General features: G+C 44.8%; 15 protein-coding genes. 9 read left to right on the forward strand and 6 right to left on the reverse strand.

Translation table 11 applies throughout. The annotated features are described in order from the left end of the window. Window positions 1-69: 69 nt before the first annotated feature. Window positions 70-1,500, reverse strand: a complete 1,431-nt coding sequence (locus AB6E30_RS14395) for a DUF2867 domain-containing protein (RefSeq protein WP_372104065.1) — start codon at window positions 1,498-1,500, stop codon at window positions 70-72. A gap of 98 nt (window positions 1,501-1,598) precedes the next feature. Here AB6E30_RS14395 and AB6E30_RS14400 point away from each other — a divergent pair, with 98 nt between their 5' ends. From AB6E30_RS14400 to nhaA, 5 genes are all read left to right on the forward strand, one after another. Then, on the forward strand, window positions 1,599-2,972 hold the full coding sequence (locus tag AB6E30_RS14400; RefSeq protein WP_372104068.1) for an MATE family efflux transporter: 1,374 nt from the start codon (window positions 1,599-1,601) through the stop codon (window positions 2,970-2,972). Between the two features lie 122 nt (window positions 2,973-3,094). Continuing rightward, window positions 3,095-3,766, forward strand: a complete 672-nt coding sequence (locus AB6E30_RS14405; protein ID WP_010441489.1) for an ABC transporter ATP-binding protein — start codon at window positions 3,095-3,097, stop codon at window positions 3,764-3,766. Then, window positions 3,747-6,200, forward strand: coding sequence for an ABC transporter permease (locus AB6E30_RS14410; protein WP_372104070.1), 2,454 nt, complete (start codon window positions 3,747-3,749; stop codon window positions 6,198-6,200). The genes AB6E30_RS14405 and AB6E30_RS14410 overlap by 20 nt, the downstream gene beginning before the upstream one ends. Then, on the forward strand, window positions 6,190-7,338 hold the full coding sequence (locus tag AB6E30_RS14415; RefSeq protein ID WP_065583902.1) for a lipocalin-like domain-containing protein: 1,149 nt from the start codon (window positions 6,190-6,192) through the stop codon (window positions 7,336-7,338). The genes AB6E30_RS14410 and AB6E30_RS14415 overlap by 11 nt, the downstream gene beginning before the upstream one ends. A 275-nt stretch (window positions 7,339-7,613) precedes the next feature. Further along, window positions 7,614-8,780 (forward strand): Na+/H+ antiporter NhaA, encoded by a 1,167-nt coding sequence (gene nhaA, locus AB6E30_RS14420; protein WP_010441484.1) that lies wholly within the window; start codon window positions 7,614-7,616, stop codon window positions 8,778-8,780. 220 nt (window positions 8,781-9,000) lie between these two features. Here the strand turns inward: nhaA and AB6E30_RS14425 are convergent, their stop codons facing one another. Continuing rightward, on the reverse strand, window positions 9,001-9,612 hold the full coding sequence (locus AB6E30_RS14425; protein ID WP_102428233.1) for an OmpA family protein: 612 nt from the start codon (window positions 9,610-9,612) through the stop codon (window positions 9,001-9,003). After that, window positions 9,612-10,919: a TolC family outer membrane protein gene (locus AB6E30_RS14430; protein WP_017095900.1), complete on the reverse strand. Its 1,308-nt coding sequence runs from the start codon at window positions 10,917-10,919 to the stop codon at window positions 9,612-9,614. The genes AB6E30_RS14425 and AB6E30_RS14430 overlap by 1 nt, the downstream gene beginning before the upstream one ends. A 761-nt stretch (window positions 10,920-11,680) precedes the next feature. On the opposite strand from AB6E30_RS14430, the gene AB6E30_RS14435 reads away from it, so the two are divergent. The 3 genes from AB6E30_RS14435 (at window position 11,681) to fabV (ending at window position 16,060) form a co-directional block, all read left to right on the forward strand. Then, window positions 11,681-12,310, forward strand: a complete 630-nt coding sequence (locus AB6E30_RS14435) for a TetR/AcrR family transcriptional regulator (RefSeq protein WP_372104072.1) — start codon at window positions 11,681-11,683, stop codon at window positions 12,308-12,310. A gap of 55 nt (window positions 12,311-12,365) precedes the next feature. Next, a complete protein-coding gene (locus tag AB6E30_RS14440) occupies window positions 12,366-14,648 on the forward strand; it encodes an acyl-CoA dehydrogenase (RefSeq protein ID WP_017071963.1) in 2,283 nt (760 codons plus the stop codon). 209 nt (window positions 14,649-14,857) lie between these two features. Next, the gene (gene fabV, locus AB6E30_RS14445; protein ID WP_017065406.1) at window positions 14,858-16,060 is read left to right on the forward strand and encodes an enoyl-ACP reductase FabV; all 1,203 of its coding nucleotides are present in this window, start codon (window positions 14,858-14,860) and stop codon (window positions 16,058-16,060) included. A gap of 306 nt (window positions 16,061-16,366) precedes the next feature. Here fabV and AB6E30_RS14450 read toward each other — a convergent pair whose 3' ends face one another. Together AB6E30_RS14450 and AB6E30_RS14455 are read right to left on the reverse strand one after the other, a co-directional pair. Then, window positions 16,367-18,049 (reverse strand): aspartate:alanine antiporter, encoded by a 1,683-nt coding sequence (locus AB6E30_RS14450; protein WP_017060395.1) that lies wholly within the window; start codon window positions 18,047-18,049, stop codon window positions 16,367-16,369. Between the two features lie 249 nt (window positions 18,050-18,298). After that, on the reverse strand, window positions 18,299-18,562 hold the full coding sequence (locus AB6E30_RS14455; RefSeq protein WP_009847069.1) for a GrxA family glutaredoxin: 264 nt from the start codon (window positions 18,560-18,562) through the stop codon (window positions 18,299-18,301). A gap of 406 nt (window positions 18,563-18,968) precedes the next feature. On the opposite strand from AB6E30_RS14455, the gene AB6E30_RS14460 reads away from it, so the two are divergent. Next, window positions 18,969-20,261, forward strand: a complete 1,293-nt coding sequence (locus tag AB6E30_RS14460) for an iron-containing alcohol dehydrogenase (protein WP_017060396.1) — start codon at window positions 18,969-18,971, stop codon at window positions 20,259-20,261. A gap of 124 nt (window positions 20,262-20,385) precedes the next feature. On the opposite strand, the gene AB6E30_RS14465 is transcribed toward AB6E30_RS14460, so the two are convergent. Next, window positions 20,386-21,240 (reverse strand): MurR/RpiR family transcriptional regulator, encoded by an 855-nt coding sequence (locus AB6E30_RS14465; protein WP_004734686.1) that lies wholly within the window; start codon window positions 21,238-21,240, stop codon window positions 20,386-20,388. Between the last annotated feature and the right edge of the window lie 172 nt (window positions 21,241-21,412).

Consider the following 21,412-nt stretch of genomic DNA (forward strand, 5'->3'; position numbering starts at 1 on the left):
CTCATAGCGCGTGTCGCTAATTTGCTTTTAGTCTTTTCGCATCTCGACACTCGAATCCCGCATCTGCTTTTAATCCTGTTCTTTAGCCTGCTTCTCAATTGCCTTCACCATGCCTTTAAAAATAAACAGGTGGGCTGGCATCATAGCAAACCAATACAGTAACCCTAGAAACCCCTTTGGATGCCACCAAGCCGAGATATTCAGCTCGCGAGAGTCACCGTGGTCAGAGACAGTAATCTCGAGTCGCCCTAAACCGGGGCCTTTCATACCGAAAAGCAGAGATAAAAACTGATTCTCTTCACAGCGAATGACCTTCCATGAATCGATTTTGTCACCGACTTTTAGGTTGGGCCCTTCTGGCATTTGTCGAACCGGTACACCGCCACCGAAAAGAACATCCAACCATTCGCGTGTGCGCCATAAAGTGTTAGCAAAGAAGTAACCTTGCTTCGGGCTTCCGATTTGCTGAGCAACATGCCAAAGCGATTCCAATGAAGCGCTTGAGGTGATACTTGCGCCTGTTTTCTTCGGGTAATAGCCATACCCAGCTTGCCAGCGTTTGAATGCGGTTTTATCAAAGCCCCATACATTGCTTTTGACAAAGTTTCCTTCAGCGTGAATGGCTTGTTCAACCATATTTTCGAACGAGATAAGCTTTTGAGGGTACTTTTCTCTAATGATGGTCGAACTGGCGATGAAGTCGTGCTTTAAGCCTGCAAGTAGTGCTCTACCTATGTTAGACGGTACAGAAGTCACCACGCCTAACCAATATGAAGCAATCTTTGGTGTCAGTAGCGATGTCGCCCATAGCCTGAGTGGACGATCGGCGGTTTTGGCAATATGAGCAAATTGGTTTCGGTAAGAGACAATATCCGGCCCGCCAACCTCAAAGGTTTGGCTTTCGCTAGGCGTGTCTTGTGCGAGTTTTAGTAAATAGTGGTTCAGGTTCTGCAAAGCAATCGGGTTGGCTTTAGAGTCAACCCATTTTGGCGCAATCATAATCGGCAAGTTGTACACGAAATCTCGCATGATCTCGAATGCCGCAGATCCTGGGCCAATGATCACGCCAGCTTGAAGTTCGGTAACGGGTACAGGCCCTTTACGAAGCAATTCGCCGGTTTTCTTTCTCGCTTGAAGGTGCTCTGAATCACCAGTCTGAGGCTGTAAAGAACTCAGGTAGATGACGTGTTGATTCTTTGGCCCAAGAGCAGAAACAAAGTTACGGGCTAAGTTCAGCTCATAATCGATAAAGTCGTGGCCTTCCGCCATGCCATGGACGAGAAAGAAGATAAGATCAAAGTCGGGGACTAAGGCTTGTGTCGCAGCTTGATCGGCCAGATCAAGATACTCAAGCAATAAGCTTTCGTGAGGCTCGGTCCGTGCCTTTAAATAGTCGATATGCCTTGCTGCTGCCGTAACTTGATAGCCTTGCTCAAGCAGGAGAGGGAGGAGTTGCGAACCAACATATCCAGAAGCGCCTAAAACCAGTACTTTCTTCATTGTTACTCCATTTATATCTGTGGTTAAAAACCGAACATTGATATAATAGCGCGATATTTATCTTTATTCATCAATACGTTCCGTTTAGGTATCTCTCTATGTTGCTCTCTTCAATTATTCATCACACACGAGGTGATTTTGTTCGCAGGCTTATTGCGATTGCACTGCCCATCACCTTGCAGAGCATTATGTTTTCAAGCCGAGGCTTGGTGGATGTATTGATGTTGGGCCAACTTGGCGAAGCAGACATCGCAGCTGTGGGGGTGGCGAGCCGAGCGATGTTCGTGACGACCATTATGCTGGTGGGTGTTACCACGGGCGGTGCTCTTCTTACTGCTCAATATTGGGGCGCGGGTAACAGACAAGGTGTGAGAGAAAGCACTGCGCTGACGTGGCTGGTGTCGACACTGTTTGCTTTACTGACTATCGCGTTTTTCGTTTCATTTCCTGCACAAATCATGGGCGTGACGACCGACTCTCAAGAGGTCATCAACTTAGGCGTTGAATACATCGTAATTACGTCATTTAGCATGCTAGCGGTATCGTGTGTCAGCAGTATGGCTGTGGGTTTGAGAGCGATGCACAAACCCGGGCTAAGTACATTTTTCAGCGGTATCGGCATCCTGTCTAACGTGTTCTTAAACTGGGTGCTGATCTTCGGTAACTTAGGCTTTCCTGCGCTTGGAATCAAAGGTGCGGCGATTGCGACGGTACTGAGTGGCGCGATTGAAGTCGCGACTTTGTTTGGTTATCTCTATTTCTCTAAGCATTTATTAGCATTTAAGTTTTGCGATATTAAAGCGGCAGCTTCGATTGATAAGGTGATTCGCTTCTTGAAGCTGTCTCTGCCGACCACGTTTAACTTCTTAGCATGGGCGGGTGGTTTGTTTGCTTACCACGCGATCATGGGGCAATCGGGCGTTCAAGGTCTGGCTGCGCTATCGGTCATGACGCCGGTTGAATCTATCTCATTGAGTTTATTGATTGGCCTTTCGAATGCGGCAGCTGTTTTGGTGGGTAATCAACTTGGTGCGAAAAACAATGAAGCGGTTTACTATCAAGCGCTTGGCTTAACAATTTTGTGTTTCTTAACTAGTATTGTTGTAGCCGTTTTTCTCTATTTCGTTCAAACGCCAATACTTAATGCCTTTAGCGCACTGACGGAAGAAACCAGAGCCCTCTCAGAGAAGTTCATTCTGATCCTCTGTGTGGGTATTGTCATTCGCTCGGTGCCATTGACTGTGATCGTTGGGGTGTTGAGAGCGGGTGGTGATGTGAAGTTCTGCCTCTATCAAGATTTGATTGCTCAGTGGGTGATCGGTATCCCATTGGCAGCCATCGCGGCTATCTATTTTAAGTTTCCACCTGAGTGGGTATATCTGCTTTTCCTAACGGAAGAAGTCCTCAAGTGGGGCGGGTCGCTCTATCGCATGAAAACAAGAAAATGGATTAAAAACTTGATAGGAAGTTGAAGTAGGGCGCACCAATCGCATCACTTTATCGTTGGCGTGTGATCTATCTTTCAAAATACTTCCTCCTAACAGGGAATTAGTGTAGATTCTCCTTCCAAATTCTAACTAATGCGAGCTGTTTAATGTTAAAGCTGTCAGACCTATGTAAAGGCTATGTCGACGGGGGGGAGTTCCACCCTGTTTTGCAAGGTGCTGAGTTAACATTAAACCAAGGCGATCAACTCGCATTAATGGGAGAAAGCGGTTCAGGGAAAAGTACATTATTGAATCTTATCGCGGGTTTAGACCTAGCAGACTCAGGTGAAATTGCTTTTCCTCATTTCAACATGCACGCCTCCACTGAACGTGATCGTACTGCTTATCGCCGAAATAATATTGGCCATATCTTCCAGCAATTCAACTTACTGCCAACGCTTAATATTGCCGATAACATTCGCTTTTGCCGTCAATTAAAGGGTTTACCAGAAGATAAAGGACTCTGGAGACAAATTCTTTCTGCTTTAGACCTTATGCCTTTACTGGGCCGTTACCCTGAAGAAGCGTCTGGTGGCCAACAACAACGTGCGGCCATTGCGCGTGCGCTGTATATGGAACCAAAAATATTGCTGGCCGATGAGCCGACCGGTAGTTTAGATGAGCGTAATGCAGAAGCGGTAATGCGTTTGCTGACCTCTTTGGCTCGTCAATTAGAATGTACGTTGCTGTTGGTAACACACAGTGAAAAAGTAGCTCTGCACATGGATGGTAGGATCCGTCTACAAGGAGGGCAACTGCATGTTATGGCCCGTAGTTAAGGCACTACTCGGTCACTATCGACGTTATCCACTGCAAATTATTTTGGTATGGCTTGGTTTAACCCTCGGCGTATCACTTTTGGTTGGTGTTACTGCTATCAACCAACACGCCAAGCAAAGCTATGCGCATGGTGAAAAACTCTTTTCGAATCCTCTTCCTTACCGTATTCGACCAAAACACAACGCCAATAAAATCCCGCAAGGCTTTTATATCCAGCTTCGCCGTGAAGGCTTTCAACAGTGTTCTCCTCTTGATCACCATCGTATCACTGATGAAAATGGCGCAAACTTCATGGTTGTCGGTATAGATCCTGTTTCTATGCTTCAGCTACAACCTGATATAGCGTTAAAAGACCTCACCGCTTTGAACCTCATGAAGCCACCATATCCAATCCTTGTCAGTGATGATCTTGCTGAACACATGGAATGGCACAACGGTGATTACATCCCTTTGATGGATGGTTCTGAACTTGGTCCTGTGGTTGTTGATCAAAATAATATGATTAATGGTACAAGGTTGATTGCGGATATCTCCTTGCTCCGAATGCTTAAACGCAGTGCTGGGCTTTCAGTGATTGCTTGTTCAGACATGCCCACCGAGAAGTTTGAACGTCTTAAAAACATGTTACCCAATGGTTTGACGATCTCTCGTAGCTCTAAGGCAGAGCTTGAGTCGCTGACCAGTGCATTCCACTTAAACCTAAAAGCGATGGGTATGCTGTCGTTTGTGGTTGGTTTATTTATTTTCTATCAGGCGATGTCGCTTTCATTTATTCAACGTCAGCCGTTAGTTGGAATATTAAGACAAACAGGTGTATCGGGCTGGCAATTGGCTAAAGCGCTTTGCTTAGAATTGTTGATATTGGTCGTACTGAGCTGGATCTGCGGTAATGTATTCGGTGTCATGTTAGCCAACCAATTGTTACCAGCGGTATCTTCAAGCTTAGGCGACTTATACGACGCCAACGTTGGCTTAACGATCGACTGGAATTGGCGATGGAGCGGCTACAGCTTATTGATGGCGTTACTTGGTGCGTTTTTAGCGTGCGCTTGGCCATTGGTGCGTTTGCTTAAATCTCAGCCTATTCGTTTGACCTCTCGACTGTCATTAATGCGCTTCGCTGGCACCGAGTTTACTTGGCAAGCCTTAATGGGTTGTGGGTTCTGTGTCGCTGCGGTTGCTGTGTATCAAGCGCCCCAAACCCAAGAAACGGGTTTTGCAATTATTGCCCTGATGCTGGTGAGTGTCGCGTTGTTTACGCCATTCTTGATGTGGAAGCTGTTCAATAGTTTGTCTTACTCTTTGCGTTGGGTTCGTGCTCGTTGGTTCTTTGCTGATGCAGCCTCGAGTATGAGCTATCGTGGTGTGGCGACAATGGCCTTTATGTTGGCGTTAACAGCTAATATTGGCGTTGAAACCATGGTGGGCAGTTTCAGAGATACTACGGATAAATGGCTAACGCAGCGTTTGGCCGCTGATCTCTATATATACCCAACTAACAATGCCGCTGCTCGCATGAGCAACTGGTTGTCAGATCAACCTGAAGTGGATTCTGTGTGGTGGCGTTGGGAAAAAGACGTCGCTTCACCTGTAGGCAGTATTCAAGTTGTTAGTACTGGCCCATCAGAAGGTGAACTAGAAGCACTAACGATTAAGTTAGGTATTCCGAATTATTGGTATCACTTGCATCATTCTAAAGGCGTATTGATCAGTGAATCTATGTCTTTGAAACTGGGTATTCGTCCTGGTGACTACATTGATCTTTATGACAGTCTCGGCTCTGGTTGGCAGGTTGTCGGTGTTTATTACGATTATGGTAACCCTTACCATCAAGTCATGATGTCGCATCGAAACTGGCTGTATGGGTTTGCAGGGCGGGGTAATGTCGGACTTGGCGTAATACTCAAAGACGATGTGAATTCATTAGGGCTTCGCAGTCGATTGGAAAGCGTATTTAGACTTGGTTCTGAGCGTGTTTTCGATAACAACAATATTCACAGTCAAGCAATGCGGGTGTTCGATAGGACGTTCGCGATTGCAGATACACTAGGTAACATCACCTTGGTTATCGCCGTCTTCGGTATCTTCTTCGCGACGGTTGCGGGAGAAGTGTCTCGCCAAAGGCATATTTCCTTGCAGCGCTGTTTGGGTGTCTCGGCGAAAGAACTGATCCTGACAGGTAGTTTGCAGTTGTTTGTGTTTGGGCTTATTTCCTCCTTAATTGCGATTCCGCTCGGATTAGCGCTAGCGAGCCTAATTGTTGATATCGTGATAAAGCAGTCTTTTGGGTGGTCACTTGAGTTACAAGTGATTCCTTGGGACTATTTGCAGACATTTGCATGGGCCATGGCAGCATTGATGCTAGCTGGTGCTTTACCAGTGATGAGAATGATTCGGAACACTCCGATGAAATCACTGAGGGATGCGCTTTAGTATGTTTTTACGGAATACTTCAACTAAGTTAAGACAACGAATTCTGTCTTCTCTGCTATTAATCAGTTTCTTCGGCATCTTTTTAAGTGTTTGGGGTTATTACTCCTATTTCATCGATCCTGGTGAAAAGGACGTGAATGAAGTTAACTCAATATTGGTTAATGAACACTTCAATGTGTTCGAACCTGTTTTGCCAGACCGTAATGTTTCGCTACCACAAGATTTTAAGTTCCACCCAGAGTTTCAGCACGAGTGGTGGCATTACTTTGCATCTTTGAAAGGTGATGATGGTAAAGACTATTCGGTCCAGTGGAGCTTTTTCCGTATCGCAACGGACGAACGTGAAACACCAGGGTGGCAAAGCCCTCAAGTCTATATCTCAAATGTAGTGGTCTCTTCTAAGTCCAAAGTATGGAAAGAACAGCGCATGGCTCGTGGCGGCATTGGCCAAGCGGGAATGACTAATCGTCCATTCAGGCTTTGGATTGATAACTGGAACTGGCGTGCACTCGGCAACACCCCATTCCCCGGGCGCCTTCAAGTGCAAACAGACACGTTTGGACTTGAACTCGACACCATTGCAAAAGGGCCCTATGTGTTCAACGGCGATAACGGTTATCAGAAAAAGCACGACTTATTACCTGTCGCGTCTTATAACTTCAGCGCTCCATTTTTATCGTTGAGTGGTGTGTTGAACCTAGACGGCGTTACCAAGGAAGTGGAAGGAACTGCGTGGGTACATAAAGAGTGGGGCAGTGGCTTACTTGGAGTGGGCCAACAAGGTTGGGATTGGTTTGTATTTAACCTCGATGACGGCACAGCGCTGAGCATTAACCGCTATCGTCATAACCAACAGTTGCCTTACATATTCGGGACATTAGCAACGCGCTCAGGCAAAGTTTACCAATTAACGGAATCCGACATTTCCATTCAACCATTGCAAAATACAACGTTGATGAATGGAAGACGGATGCCTTTGCAGTGGATCATTAACGTCCCTAAGCATGATATCAACCTCACAACGCGTATTATACGCAGGGATATGTGGCTTCCATTTGTCATACCATATTGGGAAGGGCCGATTAAGGCGAGCGGGAGTCATGAAGCGACAGGCTTTATGCAGTTAACTGGCTACTAAAAAACACCTAAGGCTATAATTTGATAGCCTTTTTTTATGCCTGCGCCTTTTAGCGTCCCCCAATGAATTGTGCATACAGGTTCGATGATCTCATCTATACTTAATTCATGGTGCATAACAACATTATGGTATATACGACGTATTGTTTAGTATTTGTAGGAAAAACCGAAGTTAAACATCCGAAGAAGTGATTATCTATCAATTAAACTTGGATATAAACTCGTGGTTATTCTTTGTTATTCGTTTATTTAAATAATAAATATAAGGGCGAAATCATGACCGACGTCATCCGTGACTTCTTTAAAATGGAATCTGCTGGCGGCATCATACTAGTCATCGCTGCGGCGATCGCAATGTTTGTAGCAAACTCACCACTGAACGAAATGTACCAAGGTGTACTTCACAGTTACGTTCTTGGTATGTCTGTGTCTCACTGGATTAACGATGGCTTAATGGCTGTCTTCTTCCTTCTAATCGGCTTAGAAGTTAAGCGCGAACTTTTAGAAGGCGCATTAAAGTCTAAAGAGACAGCAATCTTCCCAGCTATCGCAGCTGTGGGTGGTATGCTAGCTCCTGCACTTATTTACGTGCTATTTAATTCAAGTAACCCTGAAGCGCTTCAAGGTTGGGCTATCCCAGCAGCGACTGATATCGCATTCGCATTGGGTATTATGGCTCTTCTTGGTAACCGTGTACCGGTAAGCTTGAAGGTATTCCTACTAGCATTGGCAATTATCGATGACCTAGGTGTTGTTGTTATCATTGCACTGTTCTACTCAGGCGACCTATCAACACTTGCACTTACAGTTGGCTTCATCGCGACTGGTGTGTTGTTCATGCTAAACAACAAGCATGTGACTAAGCTGAGTGTGTATCTCATTGTTGGTGCAATTCTGTGGTTTGCAGTATTGAAGTCTGGTGTTCATGCAACGCTGGCTGGTGTAGTGATTGGTTTTGCTATCCCACTGAAAGGCAATAAAGGTGAACATTCTCCGCTGAAGCATCTAGAACATGCTCTGCACCCATACGTCGCTTTTGCAATCTTGCCAGTCTTTGCTTTTGCAAACGCAGGTATTTCATTGGAAGGTATCTCAATCTCAAGCCTAACAGGTATGCTACCGCTTGGTATCGCTATGGGTCTATTGATTGGTAAGCCTCTTGGTATCTTTGCATTCAGCTGGGGTGCGGTGAAATTGGGTGTTGCTAAGCTCCCTGAAGGTGTGAACTTTATGAACATCTTCGCAGTATCTGTCCTGTGTGGTATTGGTTTTACAATGTCTATCTTTATTTCATCACTAGCATTTGGCCCAACGAATGTAGAGTTTGACACACTAGCTCGACTAGGCATCCTGATGGGATCTACAACAGCTGCAATTCTAGGTTACTTCCTGCTAAGCGTTTCTTTACCGAAAACAGCAAAGCAACAAGAAGTAAAACTATAATCAGCGGTAGGCTCGTTTAACGGCGAGCCTATTCACTGATTAACAAGCTAACTTCTGAGTAGCAAGACGAGTCACAGAGTCTCCCTCGACTCATGTGACGACAAAGAACAAAAAAGCCGTGATGGGCAACCCTATCACGGCTTTATTGATCTTATAACTAAGCTGCTGTTGTTCGACACTCGCTCTATGTCACATCTAGATCCACAGTGACAATGTCACGCTACTTTTCAAGCGTGGTAAATATGGTCCACTCCTCGACGATCTGTTCGCTTAGTCCGACAACTGTGGCTGTTACTCGGCGGTTCAGTGCATGAGACGTAGCATCGTTGCCATCGCTCTCTAAGCGGTTTTCACCGTAACCGACAACTCTTACTCGGCTCGGGTCTATACCATTCGACAATAATTCATCTTCAACGTGGTGAGCGCGCTTCTTTGATAACTCTAAGTTGTATTCACTCGCGCCGACTTTACTGGCGTAACCTTGAATTTCTATCGATGCACTTTGGTAGGTTTCTAAGAACTCAGCCATGGTAGTGATTTGATCTGAGAAGATAGGGTTAACTTCATAGGAGTCATTGGCGAAAAGGATGTTCAGCCGTCTGACTTCTTGCGAGCTAACCGTCTCTCCACAGCCTTCGTTGTCTACCAGAGACGACTCTGGTGTGCCAGGACAGGTGTCTCGTGCATTGACCACACCATCGTTATCATCGTCTTGCAGGTCAGAAATTTGCTCCGCTTCTGGCGTTTCTATGTAGGGCTCTTCATTTTGGCTAGAGCATGCACATAGCGTTATCGTTAATGCGGAAAGTAATAAATAAGGTCTCTTCATCATTAATACTCCACTGCCGTTGTCCACTCGTCTGGAATGTCGACCAGTAGAGCGTTCAATAGAGAGCCTGTCGCGTTCATTACACGGTATTTAGCGTACTGTTCAGAGTAATGCGCATCTAAGTAATCTTTGCGGGCTTCAAACAATTCGTTTTCAGTGTTAAGCAGATCAAGTAGCGTACGTTTGCCGATTCGATATTGTTTCTCATAAGCGATAACGGTTTCTGACGCCGAATCCACGTGATCAGACAAGAAGTTCTTTTGTTGTAACGTCAGATCCAATGCACTCCAAGAGAGGCGAAGGCCTTCTTCAACTTGTCGATAAGCACGATCTCTTAGATCTTTTGCTTTATTGAGTTGGTAAGCTGCAGCTTCTGAATTAGCACTATCGGTACCACCGTTGTAGAGGTTGTATCGCATTCTCAACATTGCCAAAGTCTCTTGGCTCGAACCTTCATCGCCTCCAGCATCATCTCGCCATGATTGAGATGCCTCGATAGAGAACGTCGGGTAGTTAACCCCTTTTGATTGTTTGTACTGGAAGTGCGCTGAATCGACATCTGCAGTCGCGACTTTGATGACTGGGTGTTGGTCCAGAGCATCAACAAGCGCGTCTGATAATGACAGAGGAATCATAGAAATATCGGCTCTTGGGTAGACTAAGCCAAGCGGTTCTTGACCCACTATTCTTCTAAATTGGGTGTGGGTATCAATTAGGTTGTTCTGTGCGGCTAATAAGTTGCCGTGCGCTTTTGCAATCCTTGCTTCTACCTGAGATACATCTGCGGTTGAGCCTATGCCTGAGACTGCACGCTTTTTGATGTCTTTATAGATTTTCTTGTGGATAGCGAGGTTACTTTCCGAAAGGGCTAAAACTTCAGTTGCTTTGACTGCGTCTAAGTAGATCTGTGTGACCTCTAGCGCTTTGTCTTCGGCATCCGCGAGCAATTGCAAACGAACCGATTCTGCTTCTGCGGCAGTACGATCAATATCATTGAGAGTCGATGAACCATCCCACAGCAACTGAGTGAGGGAAATCGTCGCTTCCTTTCTTGTGAGATCGGTATCTGGGCCGTTATTTGGTGCAGGGTTTATGCCTTCGTAACCAATACCAGCATCCAGGTCGATACTAGGTCTATAAGCACCACCTGCGGCGTCATTTCGTTTCCGTACACTCACAAACTCATTAAAGATACTCTTTATCTCAGGGTTTGTAGCCAAGGTAATGGCTACGGCCTGTTCTAAAGTTTGAGCAGAGAGTGGAGCTGCAATAACTAAGCAACACATAATAGGTAATTTCAACAGTCTCAAAGTAGGTCTCCTTCTACTTTTAAAAGCTCCCGCCGCTTCCCAACAAGCGTTTAACTACTTAATTGAAAAGGGTATTAAACGAAGCTTAGGACATCTGCAAGAAATTGCTAAGTTTGTTGGCTTTATTTCGAATGTAAGTCTCTATCCTTATTGATTAATTTACCAATAGTAGCAAGTGGCAAGCTTCGAATGGATGCACCGTAAATAGAGGAAACGTAGTATTAGGTTTGGACTCAGATAGGTAAACGTTGGCTAGTAGGTTGTTTGAAATACGAGTTCCAGTGATAACAATGTGCCAAGCATGGTAGTTCGACTCTTAGGAAGAAATGACAGCATATAAAGAGGCGGTCGCGCTGTTCAGGTTGTAGTTAGTAGCTGTGAAGAGGGGTAAGTAAGGCTCACTCTCGTCCCAAACAACAAACAAAAAAAAAGCCCAAACCAACGTGGTTTGGGCGGATACAAGTATAGGAGTTAATAAGGAAAATGCAGTAATTAAGAAAGCAGTGAGAAGAACAAGTTTGACGGCCTGTTAAACTTCTAAATACGCTGTTTTCTACCTAATTTAGGACTCTCCATTTCCATTTCAGTTCCAAGAAAATTCATTATTTTTTTCTTTTTTTATAAACACACAGCGATTCAATCGGTTAGTGCTGAGTTTTATTAACTGGTACGACCAATTTGTGAAAATGTGATGTTGCTTGCTTGTTAAATAAATGTACAAAGCGTATATTTCAAACAGTTGTTTAATACGAGTGATTGAAATGGCACCAAGAAGTACAACCAAAGACAAAATCTTAGATGTGGCTGAAGGCTTATTTGCTGAGCACGGTTTTAATGACACCTCTTTACGTACGATTACGAGTAAAGCGAATGTCAACTTAGCTTCAGTGAACTATCACTTTGGCGATAAGAAGACTCTGGTTCGTGCGGTACTCAATCGTTACTTAGAAGCATTTATGCCAGCACTGCAAGATGCATTAGTGAACTTAAACTTGAACGAAACGTATTCTATGAGTGACGTGTTTGAGTCGTTGAGACAGCCACTAAGAGCACTTAATGATGTTAGGCCAAATGGTACAAGCCGATTCATGTTACTTATCGGCAGAGGCTATACGGATGTGCAAGGACACTTGCGTTGGTTCATTACTACTCGCTACAGCGAAGTACTTTCTTTGTTTACGACATCTGTAATGAAGGCGAATCCGAACCTCACTCAAGAACAGTTATTTTGGCGATTACACTTCACCCTAGGGACTTGTGTATTCACCATGGCATCAAGTCAGGCTCTGGTAGAAATTGCAGAGAATGACTATGACAGAAAGATAGATGCTAAGGCAGTGGTCGATATTCTTATTCCATATTTATCCGCTGGCATGTCAGCAGAAGAATAAAACAATAAAAAGCGAAACATTCACAACCAATATAGTGAACAAAAGGATCTGAACTATGAGCTCTCTAAGACAAAAATGGGTAAGTGACCCAGCTTTTAAACTCTTTAAAAAAGTACTACCACCACTATCTAGCACCGAGAAAGAAGCGATGGAAGCGGGTAGCGTGTGGTGGGACGGAGAGCTGTTTTCTGGTAAACCAGATTTCACTAAGCTGCACCAATACCCAAAACCTCAGCTGACAGCAGAAGAGCAATCGTTCATGGATAATGAGCTTGAAACCTTGCTCGCTATGCTTGATGACCACCAAATTGTAAAAGAAGATCGAGACCTTCCTGAAGAGGTGTGGAACTTCTTACGCAAAGAGCGTTTCTTTTCGCTAATTATTGCGAAAGAGTATGGCGGTCGTGAATTCTCAGCACACGCTAACTCAACTATCGTAACTAAGATTGCGACTCGCAGTATCAGTACTGCGGTTTCAGTAATGGTTCCAAACTCTCTTGGTCCTGGTGAGCTGCTGTCTCACTACGGCACTCAAGACCAAAAAGACTACTGGCTACCTCGTCTTGCTGACGGTACAGATATCCCATGTTTCGCACTAACAGGCCCAGAAGCGGGTTCTGATGCGGGTGGTATCCCTGATGTCGGTACTGTGTGCATGGGCATGCACGAAGGTAAAGAGACGCTAGGTATCAAGCTTAACTGGAACAAACGCTACATTACACTAGCACCAGTGGCGACGGTACTTGGTCTGGCTTTCAAACTGCACGATCCAGAAAAGCTACTGGGTGACAAAGAAGACATTGGCATCACTTGTGCGCTAATCCCGGCTGACCACGAAGGTGTTGTGATTGGTGAGCGTCATGACCCACTTGGTCTTGCGTTTATGAATGGTCCAACACGCGGTCACGATGTATTTATTCCTATGGAATGGTTAATCGGTGGTGCCGATTACGCAGGTAAAGGCTGGCGTATGCTGGTGGAATGTCTGTCTGCAGGTCGTGGTATCTCATTACCCGCACTTGGCACGGCGATGGGCCACCTAACGGCGAAAACGACCGGCGCATACGCTTATGTTCGTAAGCAGTTCGGTATGTCGATTGGTAAGTTTGAAGGAGTTGCAGAGAGTTTAGGTCGTATTGGTGGCTTAACGTATCTACTAGAAGCGACTCGTACACTAACAACTACTTCACTCGATATGAAAGAGAAGCCGGGTATCGTTACGGCTATCGCGAAATATCACATGACAGAAATGGCGCGTACTATCCTGAATGATTCAATGGATATCCACTCTGGTCGTGCAATTCAAGATGGTCCAATGAACTACTTAGCTGCGCCTTACCTAGGTATTCCAGTTGCTATCACAGTAGAAGGTGCGAACATCTTAACTCGCAACCTGATGATCTTCGGTCAAGGTGCGACACGTTGTCACCCATACGTGCTAAGCGAAATGGAAGCGGCAGCAAACCCAGATGAGAAGCAAGGTGCGAAGGATTTCGATAACTTGTTGTTCAAGCATATCTCTCACGCAACTAAGAACACGTTTGGTGCGTTCGGTGCGGCATTGACAGGCTCTAAGTTCATTAAAGCGGATATGAGCGGTCCAACGAAGCCTTACTACCAAGACTTAACTCGCTTGAGCCGTGCGCTTGCAGTGAGTGCGGATTTCGCAATGCTTACACTAGGTGGCGAACTGAAACGTAAAGAGCTTATCTCTGCACGTCTAGGTGATGGTCTAAGTTACCTATACATGGCGTCTGCAGCGCTTAAGAAGTATGAAGATGAAGGTCGTCAACAAGCTGACCTAGACTACGTACACTACGCGGTTCAACACTGTTTCCATAACGCGGCTAAATCGCTACAAGAAGCGTACAGAAACTTCCCGAACAAGATGGTAGGTAAAGTACTTAAAGGTCTAGTTTTCCCTGTCGGTAACCACTTTGAAAAACCAAGTGATAATCTAACGGTACAACTGGCAGAAAGCTTGATGACTCCGGGAGCACACCGTGAACGTCTAACTCACCTTTGCTACATAGGCAAAGAAGAAGAGGATAGTGTTGGCCTAATGGAGAATGCGTTCAATGCGATGTACAGCATCAAGCCTCTCGAACGTAAGATCTTCAAAGCAGTGAAAGAGGGCAAAGTGGCTCGTAAAGGTCTATTGCAAGATAAACTTGCTCAAGCACTGGCGGCAGATGTTCTTACTCAAGACGAAGTTGACCAAATCATTGCAGCAGACAAACTTCGCTACGCAGCGATTCAAGTTGACCACTTCAGTCATGATTACAGTGAAACTTTGACGCGAAAAGAGTTAAAACCTAAGCTAAATAGCGTTGCTTAGATAAAGAAATGACAAAAGGCACCTTATTAGGTGCCTTTTTTGTTTTTGTCGTAGAAGTTGCAATAGAGGCGTTAACAAATGGTGACTTAGTCAGCAAATATTCACTGAGTGCTCCAACCACTTGCATTTTCGCCACATTTTTACAGAAATTAGATGCCATTTGCGTACGAAACTTTTATCCTTAACCTGATTTTTTAAGGAAGTTGAATATGATCATCAAACCTCGAATTCGCGGATTCATCTGTACTACAACACATCCAGTCGGTTGTGAAGCTAATGTAAAAGAACAAATTGCTTACACAAAAGCTCAAGGCCCAATCGCAAACGCCCCTAAACGTGTACTAGTTGTTGGCTCTTCAAGTGGCTACGGCTTGTCTTCACGTATTGCGGCTGCATTTGGTGGCGGCGCTTCAACTATCGGTGTTTTCTTTGAGAAAGCCGGTACTGAGAAAAAGCCTGGCACAGCTGGTTTCTACAACTCAGCAGCGTTCGACAAGTTTGCTAAAGAAGAAGGCCTATATTCAAAAAGCCTGAACGGCGATGCTTTCTCTAACGAGGCGAAACAGAAAACAATTGACCTGATCAAAGAAGATCTAGGCCAAATCGATATGGTTGTATACTCACTGGCGTCTCCAGTGCGTAAAATGCCAGAGACTGGCGAAGTAATTCGTTCATCTCTAAAGCCTATCGGTGAAACGTACACGTCAACTGCGGTTGATACGAACAAAGACACAATCATCGAAGCAAGCGTAGAGCCTGCAACTGAAGAAGAGATCAAAGACACTGTTACTGTAATGGGCGGTGAAGATTGGGAACTTTGGATCAATGCTCTTTCTGAAGCTGGTGTTCTAGCGGACGGTTGTAAGACGGTTGCTTACAGCTACATCGGTACTGAACTAACGTGGCCAATCTACTGGGATGGCGCACTAGGTAAAGCTAAGATGGATCTAGACCGTGCAGCGACAGCGCTGAACGAGAAGCTAGGCCAAACTGGCGGTACTGCAAACGTTGCTGTTCTTAAGTCTGTAGTGACTCAAGCAAGTTCTGCAATCCCTGTAATGCCTCTTTACATCGCTATGGTGTTCAAGAAGATGCGTGAAGAAGGTATTCACGAAGGTTGTATGGAACAGATCTTCCGTATGTTCAGCCAACGTCTATACAAAGAAGACGGCAGCGCGCCAGAAGTGGATGAAGTGAACCGTCTACGTCTAGATGACCTTGAGCTTCGCGAAGACATTCAAGATCACTGTCGTAACCTATGGCCTCAAATCACAACTGAGAACCTAAAAGAACTGACTGACTACGTAGAGTACAAAGAAGAGTTCTTGAAGCTATTTGGTTTCGGTGTTGAAGGTGTTGATTACGAAGCTGACGTTAACCCAGCTGTTGAATTTGATGTAGCTGACATCTAATTCAAGTTATCGAATCTAAACGAAATAGGCGCTCATTGAGCGCCTATTTTTTTGTCTGCTATTTGGTTCAAGAGATTAAGAGCAGATATGGGATTCGAGTGGCGGGATGCGAAGAGGTTTAAGAGCGGATACGGCTACCGCGATTCGAAGGGGGACAAGAGTAGAAATAAGGGATGAAGAGAGTTAAGAGCATGAGTGGGGAAGAAGGCTTGAACCGCTTAAAACAGGTTATAAAAAATGCACTAACCCAAAGTGAATTAGTGCATTCGAAATATCTAAGCTTGGCTGCTTTTAATGCAGCAGATGCTAGCTAATTATGATGATGAAAGTACCTGCTAAGGTCATCAATATATTGGCTATCGCATAAGTACCCGCATAACCCAGAGCCGGAATCGTTGAGCGAGCGTGGTCATTTACGATGTCCATCGCTGGAGCGCAAGTTCGCGCGCCAATGATTGCACCGAACAACAAAGCTCGGTTCATCTTCAATACGTAAGCGCCAACCAAGTAAGCGAAGAATACTGGCAGCACACTCACTACTAGGGCAATACCTATTACCTGTGGGCCAACTTGGGTTAAGTGCTCAAATATCTTACCACCGGCGCTCAAGCCTATACCGACCATAAAGAACATCAAACCGAGGTCTTTGACCATGTTCAGAGCACCTTGAGGCACATAACCGAAAGTAGGGTGGTTCGCTCGTAGGAAACCAAGCATGATGCCCGATAGAAGCAGGCCAACCGCGTTACCTAGCCCAAACGATACCTGACCGAATGTCATGGTGATCAAACCAAACAAAATACCCAAAATGAAGAAGCTACAGAAGGCCATCAAATCCGCCATTTGGCTGTGGATTGAGATGAAACCAATTTTCTCAGCTAGGCCGTGCACTCGACTCTTTTCACCACTCACCTGTAGGACGTCACCTTTAGAAAGCACGATGTTTAAGTCCATCGGCATTTCAATCTGAGCACGTACTACGCGGTTAAGGAAACAGCCGTATTCAGACAGGTTTAAGTCTGATAGGCGCTTACCTGCGATACTGTCACTCTTAACGACGATCTCTTCTTCCACGATACGCAGATCGAGAAGGTTACGGTCGAAAACTTCTTTACCGTTACGGAAGCTTGGGTCTAGACGAGCGTGGCTATCTGGGAAACCAACCAATGCGATCTCATCGCCTTCTTGCAGAATTGCATCACCATCTGGATGGGCAAGAATACCATTACGTCGAATACGCTCGATGTAACAGCCTGTTTGGCGATAGATGCCCAGTTCACGCAGATTCTTACCGTCAGTCCAAGAGATGAGCTCTGGTCCCACTCGATAAGCACGAATAATGGGCAAGTAAACCTTACGCTGACCTGAAGCGCCTAACCCACGTTCTTGGGCGATTTGCTCTGCCGAGTCGTGTAGGTTCACTTTTTGAAGTTTTGGAATCAAGCGAGCAAACATAATCATACTGATTAAGCCAACCAAGTAAGCCATCGCGTAACCGACTGAAAGGTTTTCGATAATCAGGCTCAAGTCCATGTTTCTTGGTAATTCTGCAAGCCCAGAATTCAGAGCATCTTGAGCACCTACCAATATCGGCGTTGCTGTTAAGGCACCTGCCATCATGCCTGCAGATAAACCAAAGCCTAGGCCAAGGTAATGACTACTGAAATAGGTTAGGGCAATTGCGGTAGAAAGTACCACAAGGCTCAGAATGAGGTAGTGCTTACCGTCTCTGAAGAAGATACCGAAGAAGTTTGGTCCAGCTTCAATGCCAACACAGTAGATGAACAGCATGAAACCAATGGTGAGCGCATCTGCGTTAAAAGAAAAGCCAAGATGTCCCATGATAAGGGAAGTAATCAAAACACCGATTGAATTACCAAGTTGGAGGCTACCGAAACGAATTTTACCAATGGCTAATCCAATCGATAAAACAACAAAGATGAGGAGAATGGGGTTTTGTTCTAACAGAAAAACAACGTCGATATTCACGGTGGTCGCTCAATAATTGGCGTGGAACACAGGGTAAGTTTGAGAGGTGAATTGTATCTAAATATAAATAAATTATAAGCAATATTTTGTTAATTTACTTGATTTTGACCTTATTCTTATTCCGTATGAAAACTGGTCATAAAAAAGCCCGCTACAGTGAGCGGGCTTTCTATAAATCGCACAGTCTAACGCCTAAATGGGTCAGCTGTTTAAGGCTTTAGCCCTGATTCTCGTTTGAGAAATCCTAGCTTAGTCGAAAAGACCTAGGTTTTCTTTTGCGTATGCTTCAAATTCTGTGCAGCCGCCGATGTGGTCTTGGTCGATGAAGATTTGTGGAACTGTATCGACAGGTTTACCAACAGTCTTCTCTAGATCAGCTTTGCTGATACCTTCAGCGTGGATGTCAACGTAACGGTAGTTGAAGTCATCGCGTTTAGCTTTAAGAGTTTCAGCATGCTCTTTTGCACGAACACAGAATGGGCAAGCAGGGCGACCAAAAATAACTACAAACATTTAATTTCTCCTAAATACGGGATGAGGCTCGTTAACTCGATTATGTTAACTATTCTTTAGTGAATGCCACTCAAAATTTCATAAAACCAACTATGCCTCAATGCCATGGGGAAATAAAGATGGAATTACCTCTTAATACAATAGGTTTTGTCTATCAGAGCAAATAATGGTCACAAAAAGGATCCATGCTGATTTCTGATGGGTATTCAGATTGGTTACCCTTAATTTAAGAGTGTGAATTACCCCTAAGAATACGACATTAATCCATCTTTAATGCGACAAGTTGCACCTCGTCAAAAAAAGCGCATACAGAACGAGGCATCTTAATACTGATGCACTATATAAAGGCTAAATTCCAATAACCAAGAGTTCGCAGTTTTGTTCGGTCATAGGCGCAGGAGGCACCATGTTTCAATTTATGACATCTACAAAGATCATCTTTGGTGATGGAGCACTTTCCGCTTCATTGTCTCTCTTTAATCAATATGGCTACAGCGTGCTATTGGTTACAGGCAATACATTAGAGCGCACTTCAATTGTTACTGACTATCTTGATGCGCAGAGTATGCGTTATCAGCACATTGCCGTTTCCGGTGAACCTAATATCAAAATGGTTGAAGAGGCGGCTATTTCTGCTCGTCGATTTAAGCCAGATATGGTTGTCGCCATGGGGGGCGGTAGCGCCATCGATATGGGCAAAGCGTTGGCTGCGGTTTTACCTAATCAAGGCAATTTATATGACTATGTTGAAGTGGTCGGGCGTAATGTTCCTCTTAAAACCAAACCACTTCCGTTTATCGCAATTCCAACCACAGCGAGTACCGGCGCCGAGGTCACTAAAAACGCGGTGCTGAAATCAGGCCAAGACCAAGTGAAAATCAGCCTGAGAAGCCCAGACATGCTGGCCGACGTTGCGATTGTCGACCCAACCCTAACTCATGGAACCAATCTATATCTATCTGGGCGAGGTGCGATGGATGCCTTTACTCATCTAATGGAAGCCTACGTGTGTGGTGAACCGAATCCGTTAACCGATATGATTTGTGAAGAAGGGCTGCGTAAGTTGAGTGGTTCTGTGGTTAAAGCGTGTGTTTATGATGAGCCTCAAGCGCGTTCTGATCTTGCTTTCGCTTCTATGCTCGGTGGTATGGCGATAACTAATGCCAAGCTTGGCGCAGCCCATGGTTTAGCCTCCGCACTAGGAGGTAAGATTTCTGCGCCTCATAGTGTGATTACCGCGCGTTTAGCGCCGTTTGTGATGTTGGAGAACATAGCCGTTGCAAAAGAGCAGCAAAGAAGCGACATCCTAGCGCGTTATCAGCGAATCGCTCAGATAGTAACAGGTAACGTAGAAGCAATAGAAGAGGAGGCAATTTCTTGGTTATCGGAAGTGCTTGATACGCTTAAGTTACCCAACTTGTTGGAATTTGGTGTCTGTGAAGCCCAGTTTGATGAGGTGTCTGCCGACGCGCTCAAATCAGTGGCGATTAAAGGAAACCCTTTGCCGCTTAACCAAGAGAGGCTCGTGCATATTTTGAAGCAAGTATGCGAGAAGTGCAGTTGTAGAGAAGGGCATCATGAGGGAGCTTCAATGAATCAAATTGGGCAAGAGCCAGCTGTCGAGTCGAGCTTTACCATTATCAATTCTTATGCGTCCGAAAACAGCGTGGTTGAGAAGGGCAATAGTTGGACTATCTAACGGTCTTAAACTTGTTCGTTGTATAAGTCATTTTATACAGACAAATAAAAACGGAGCTCTAGGCTCCGTTTTTTTAATTCAACTTGTTCTCTGGTCATCTGTTTTCAGTTCATGACTAAGCAGATTAGAACTGAGAGTACTTCTCGTAACGTGAATCACGAAGTGACTCTTTGACGCGCTTTAGGTTCTCTCTGAAACCAGAACCACGACGTAGCGTAAAGCCTGTCGCTAGCACATCGATAACCGTCATCTGAACAACGCGACTTGCCATTGGCATGTAAACGTCAGTGTCTTCTGGAACATCCAGAGAAATAGACAACGAGCTCGCTTTATCCAGTGGAGAATCTTTTGCTGTGATAGCAATAACTGTCGCACCGTTTTCACGCGCTAAGTTTGCAATCTCAACTTGGCTTTTAGTGCGGCCAGTATGAGAGATAAGAACAATAACGTCGTTATCACTGCAGTTAATGCAGCTCATTCGTTGCATCACGATGTCTTCGAAACATGTGATTGGGATATTAAAACGAATAAACTTGTTTTGAGCATCTTTGGCGACAGCAGAAGAGGCACCCAGTCCGAAGAACGAAATGCGTTTTGCTTGAGTCAGCAAGTCAACAGCACGGTTTACTTGCATCGCATCTAGACTGTTTTTAGCAACGTCTAGACAAGCCATAGTTGATTCGAAAATCTTATGCGTATAAGCATCTGGACCATCATCTTCTTCAACATTACGGTTCACGTAAGGTGTACCGTTCGCCAAGCTTTGAGCTAGGTGAAGTTTGAAGTCAGGGAAGCCCTTTGTGTCTAATCGACGACAGAAGCGGTTAACTGTAGGCTCACTCACGTCAGCCATTTTAGCTAAGGTAGCAATGCTAGAATGAATTGCAGTTTGAGGGGAAGCCATAATTACTTCGGCTACCTTACGCTCAGACTTGCTGAAATTTTCCAGGTTTTTTTGTATTTTTTCTAATGTATTCATAGTGTTCACAAGGGTATAGAGAACAACTTGCTAGTTAATATCTTTTACCAGGGGGTATGGCTGAAGCAAATATCAGTAAACACAAAGCCGATGTATATTCGGTTTCGTAAATACTGCTGCGTCAAATAGATATCAAGCTAACTAGCACCATAGAGTCAGTATAAACCCAACA

Origin of the sequence: Vibrio sp. 10N.247.311.12 (assembly GCF_041467515.1) — a bacterium.
Lineage (GTDB): Bacteria > Pseudomonadota > Gammaproteobacteria > Enterobacterales > Vibrionaceae > Vibrio > Vibrio crassostreae_C.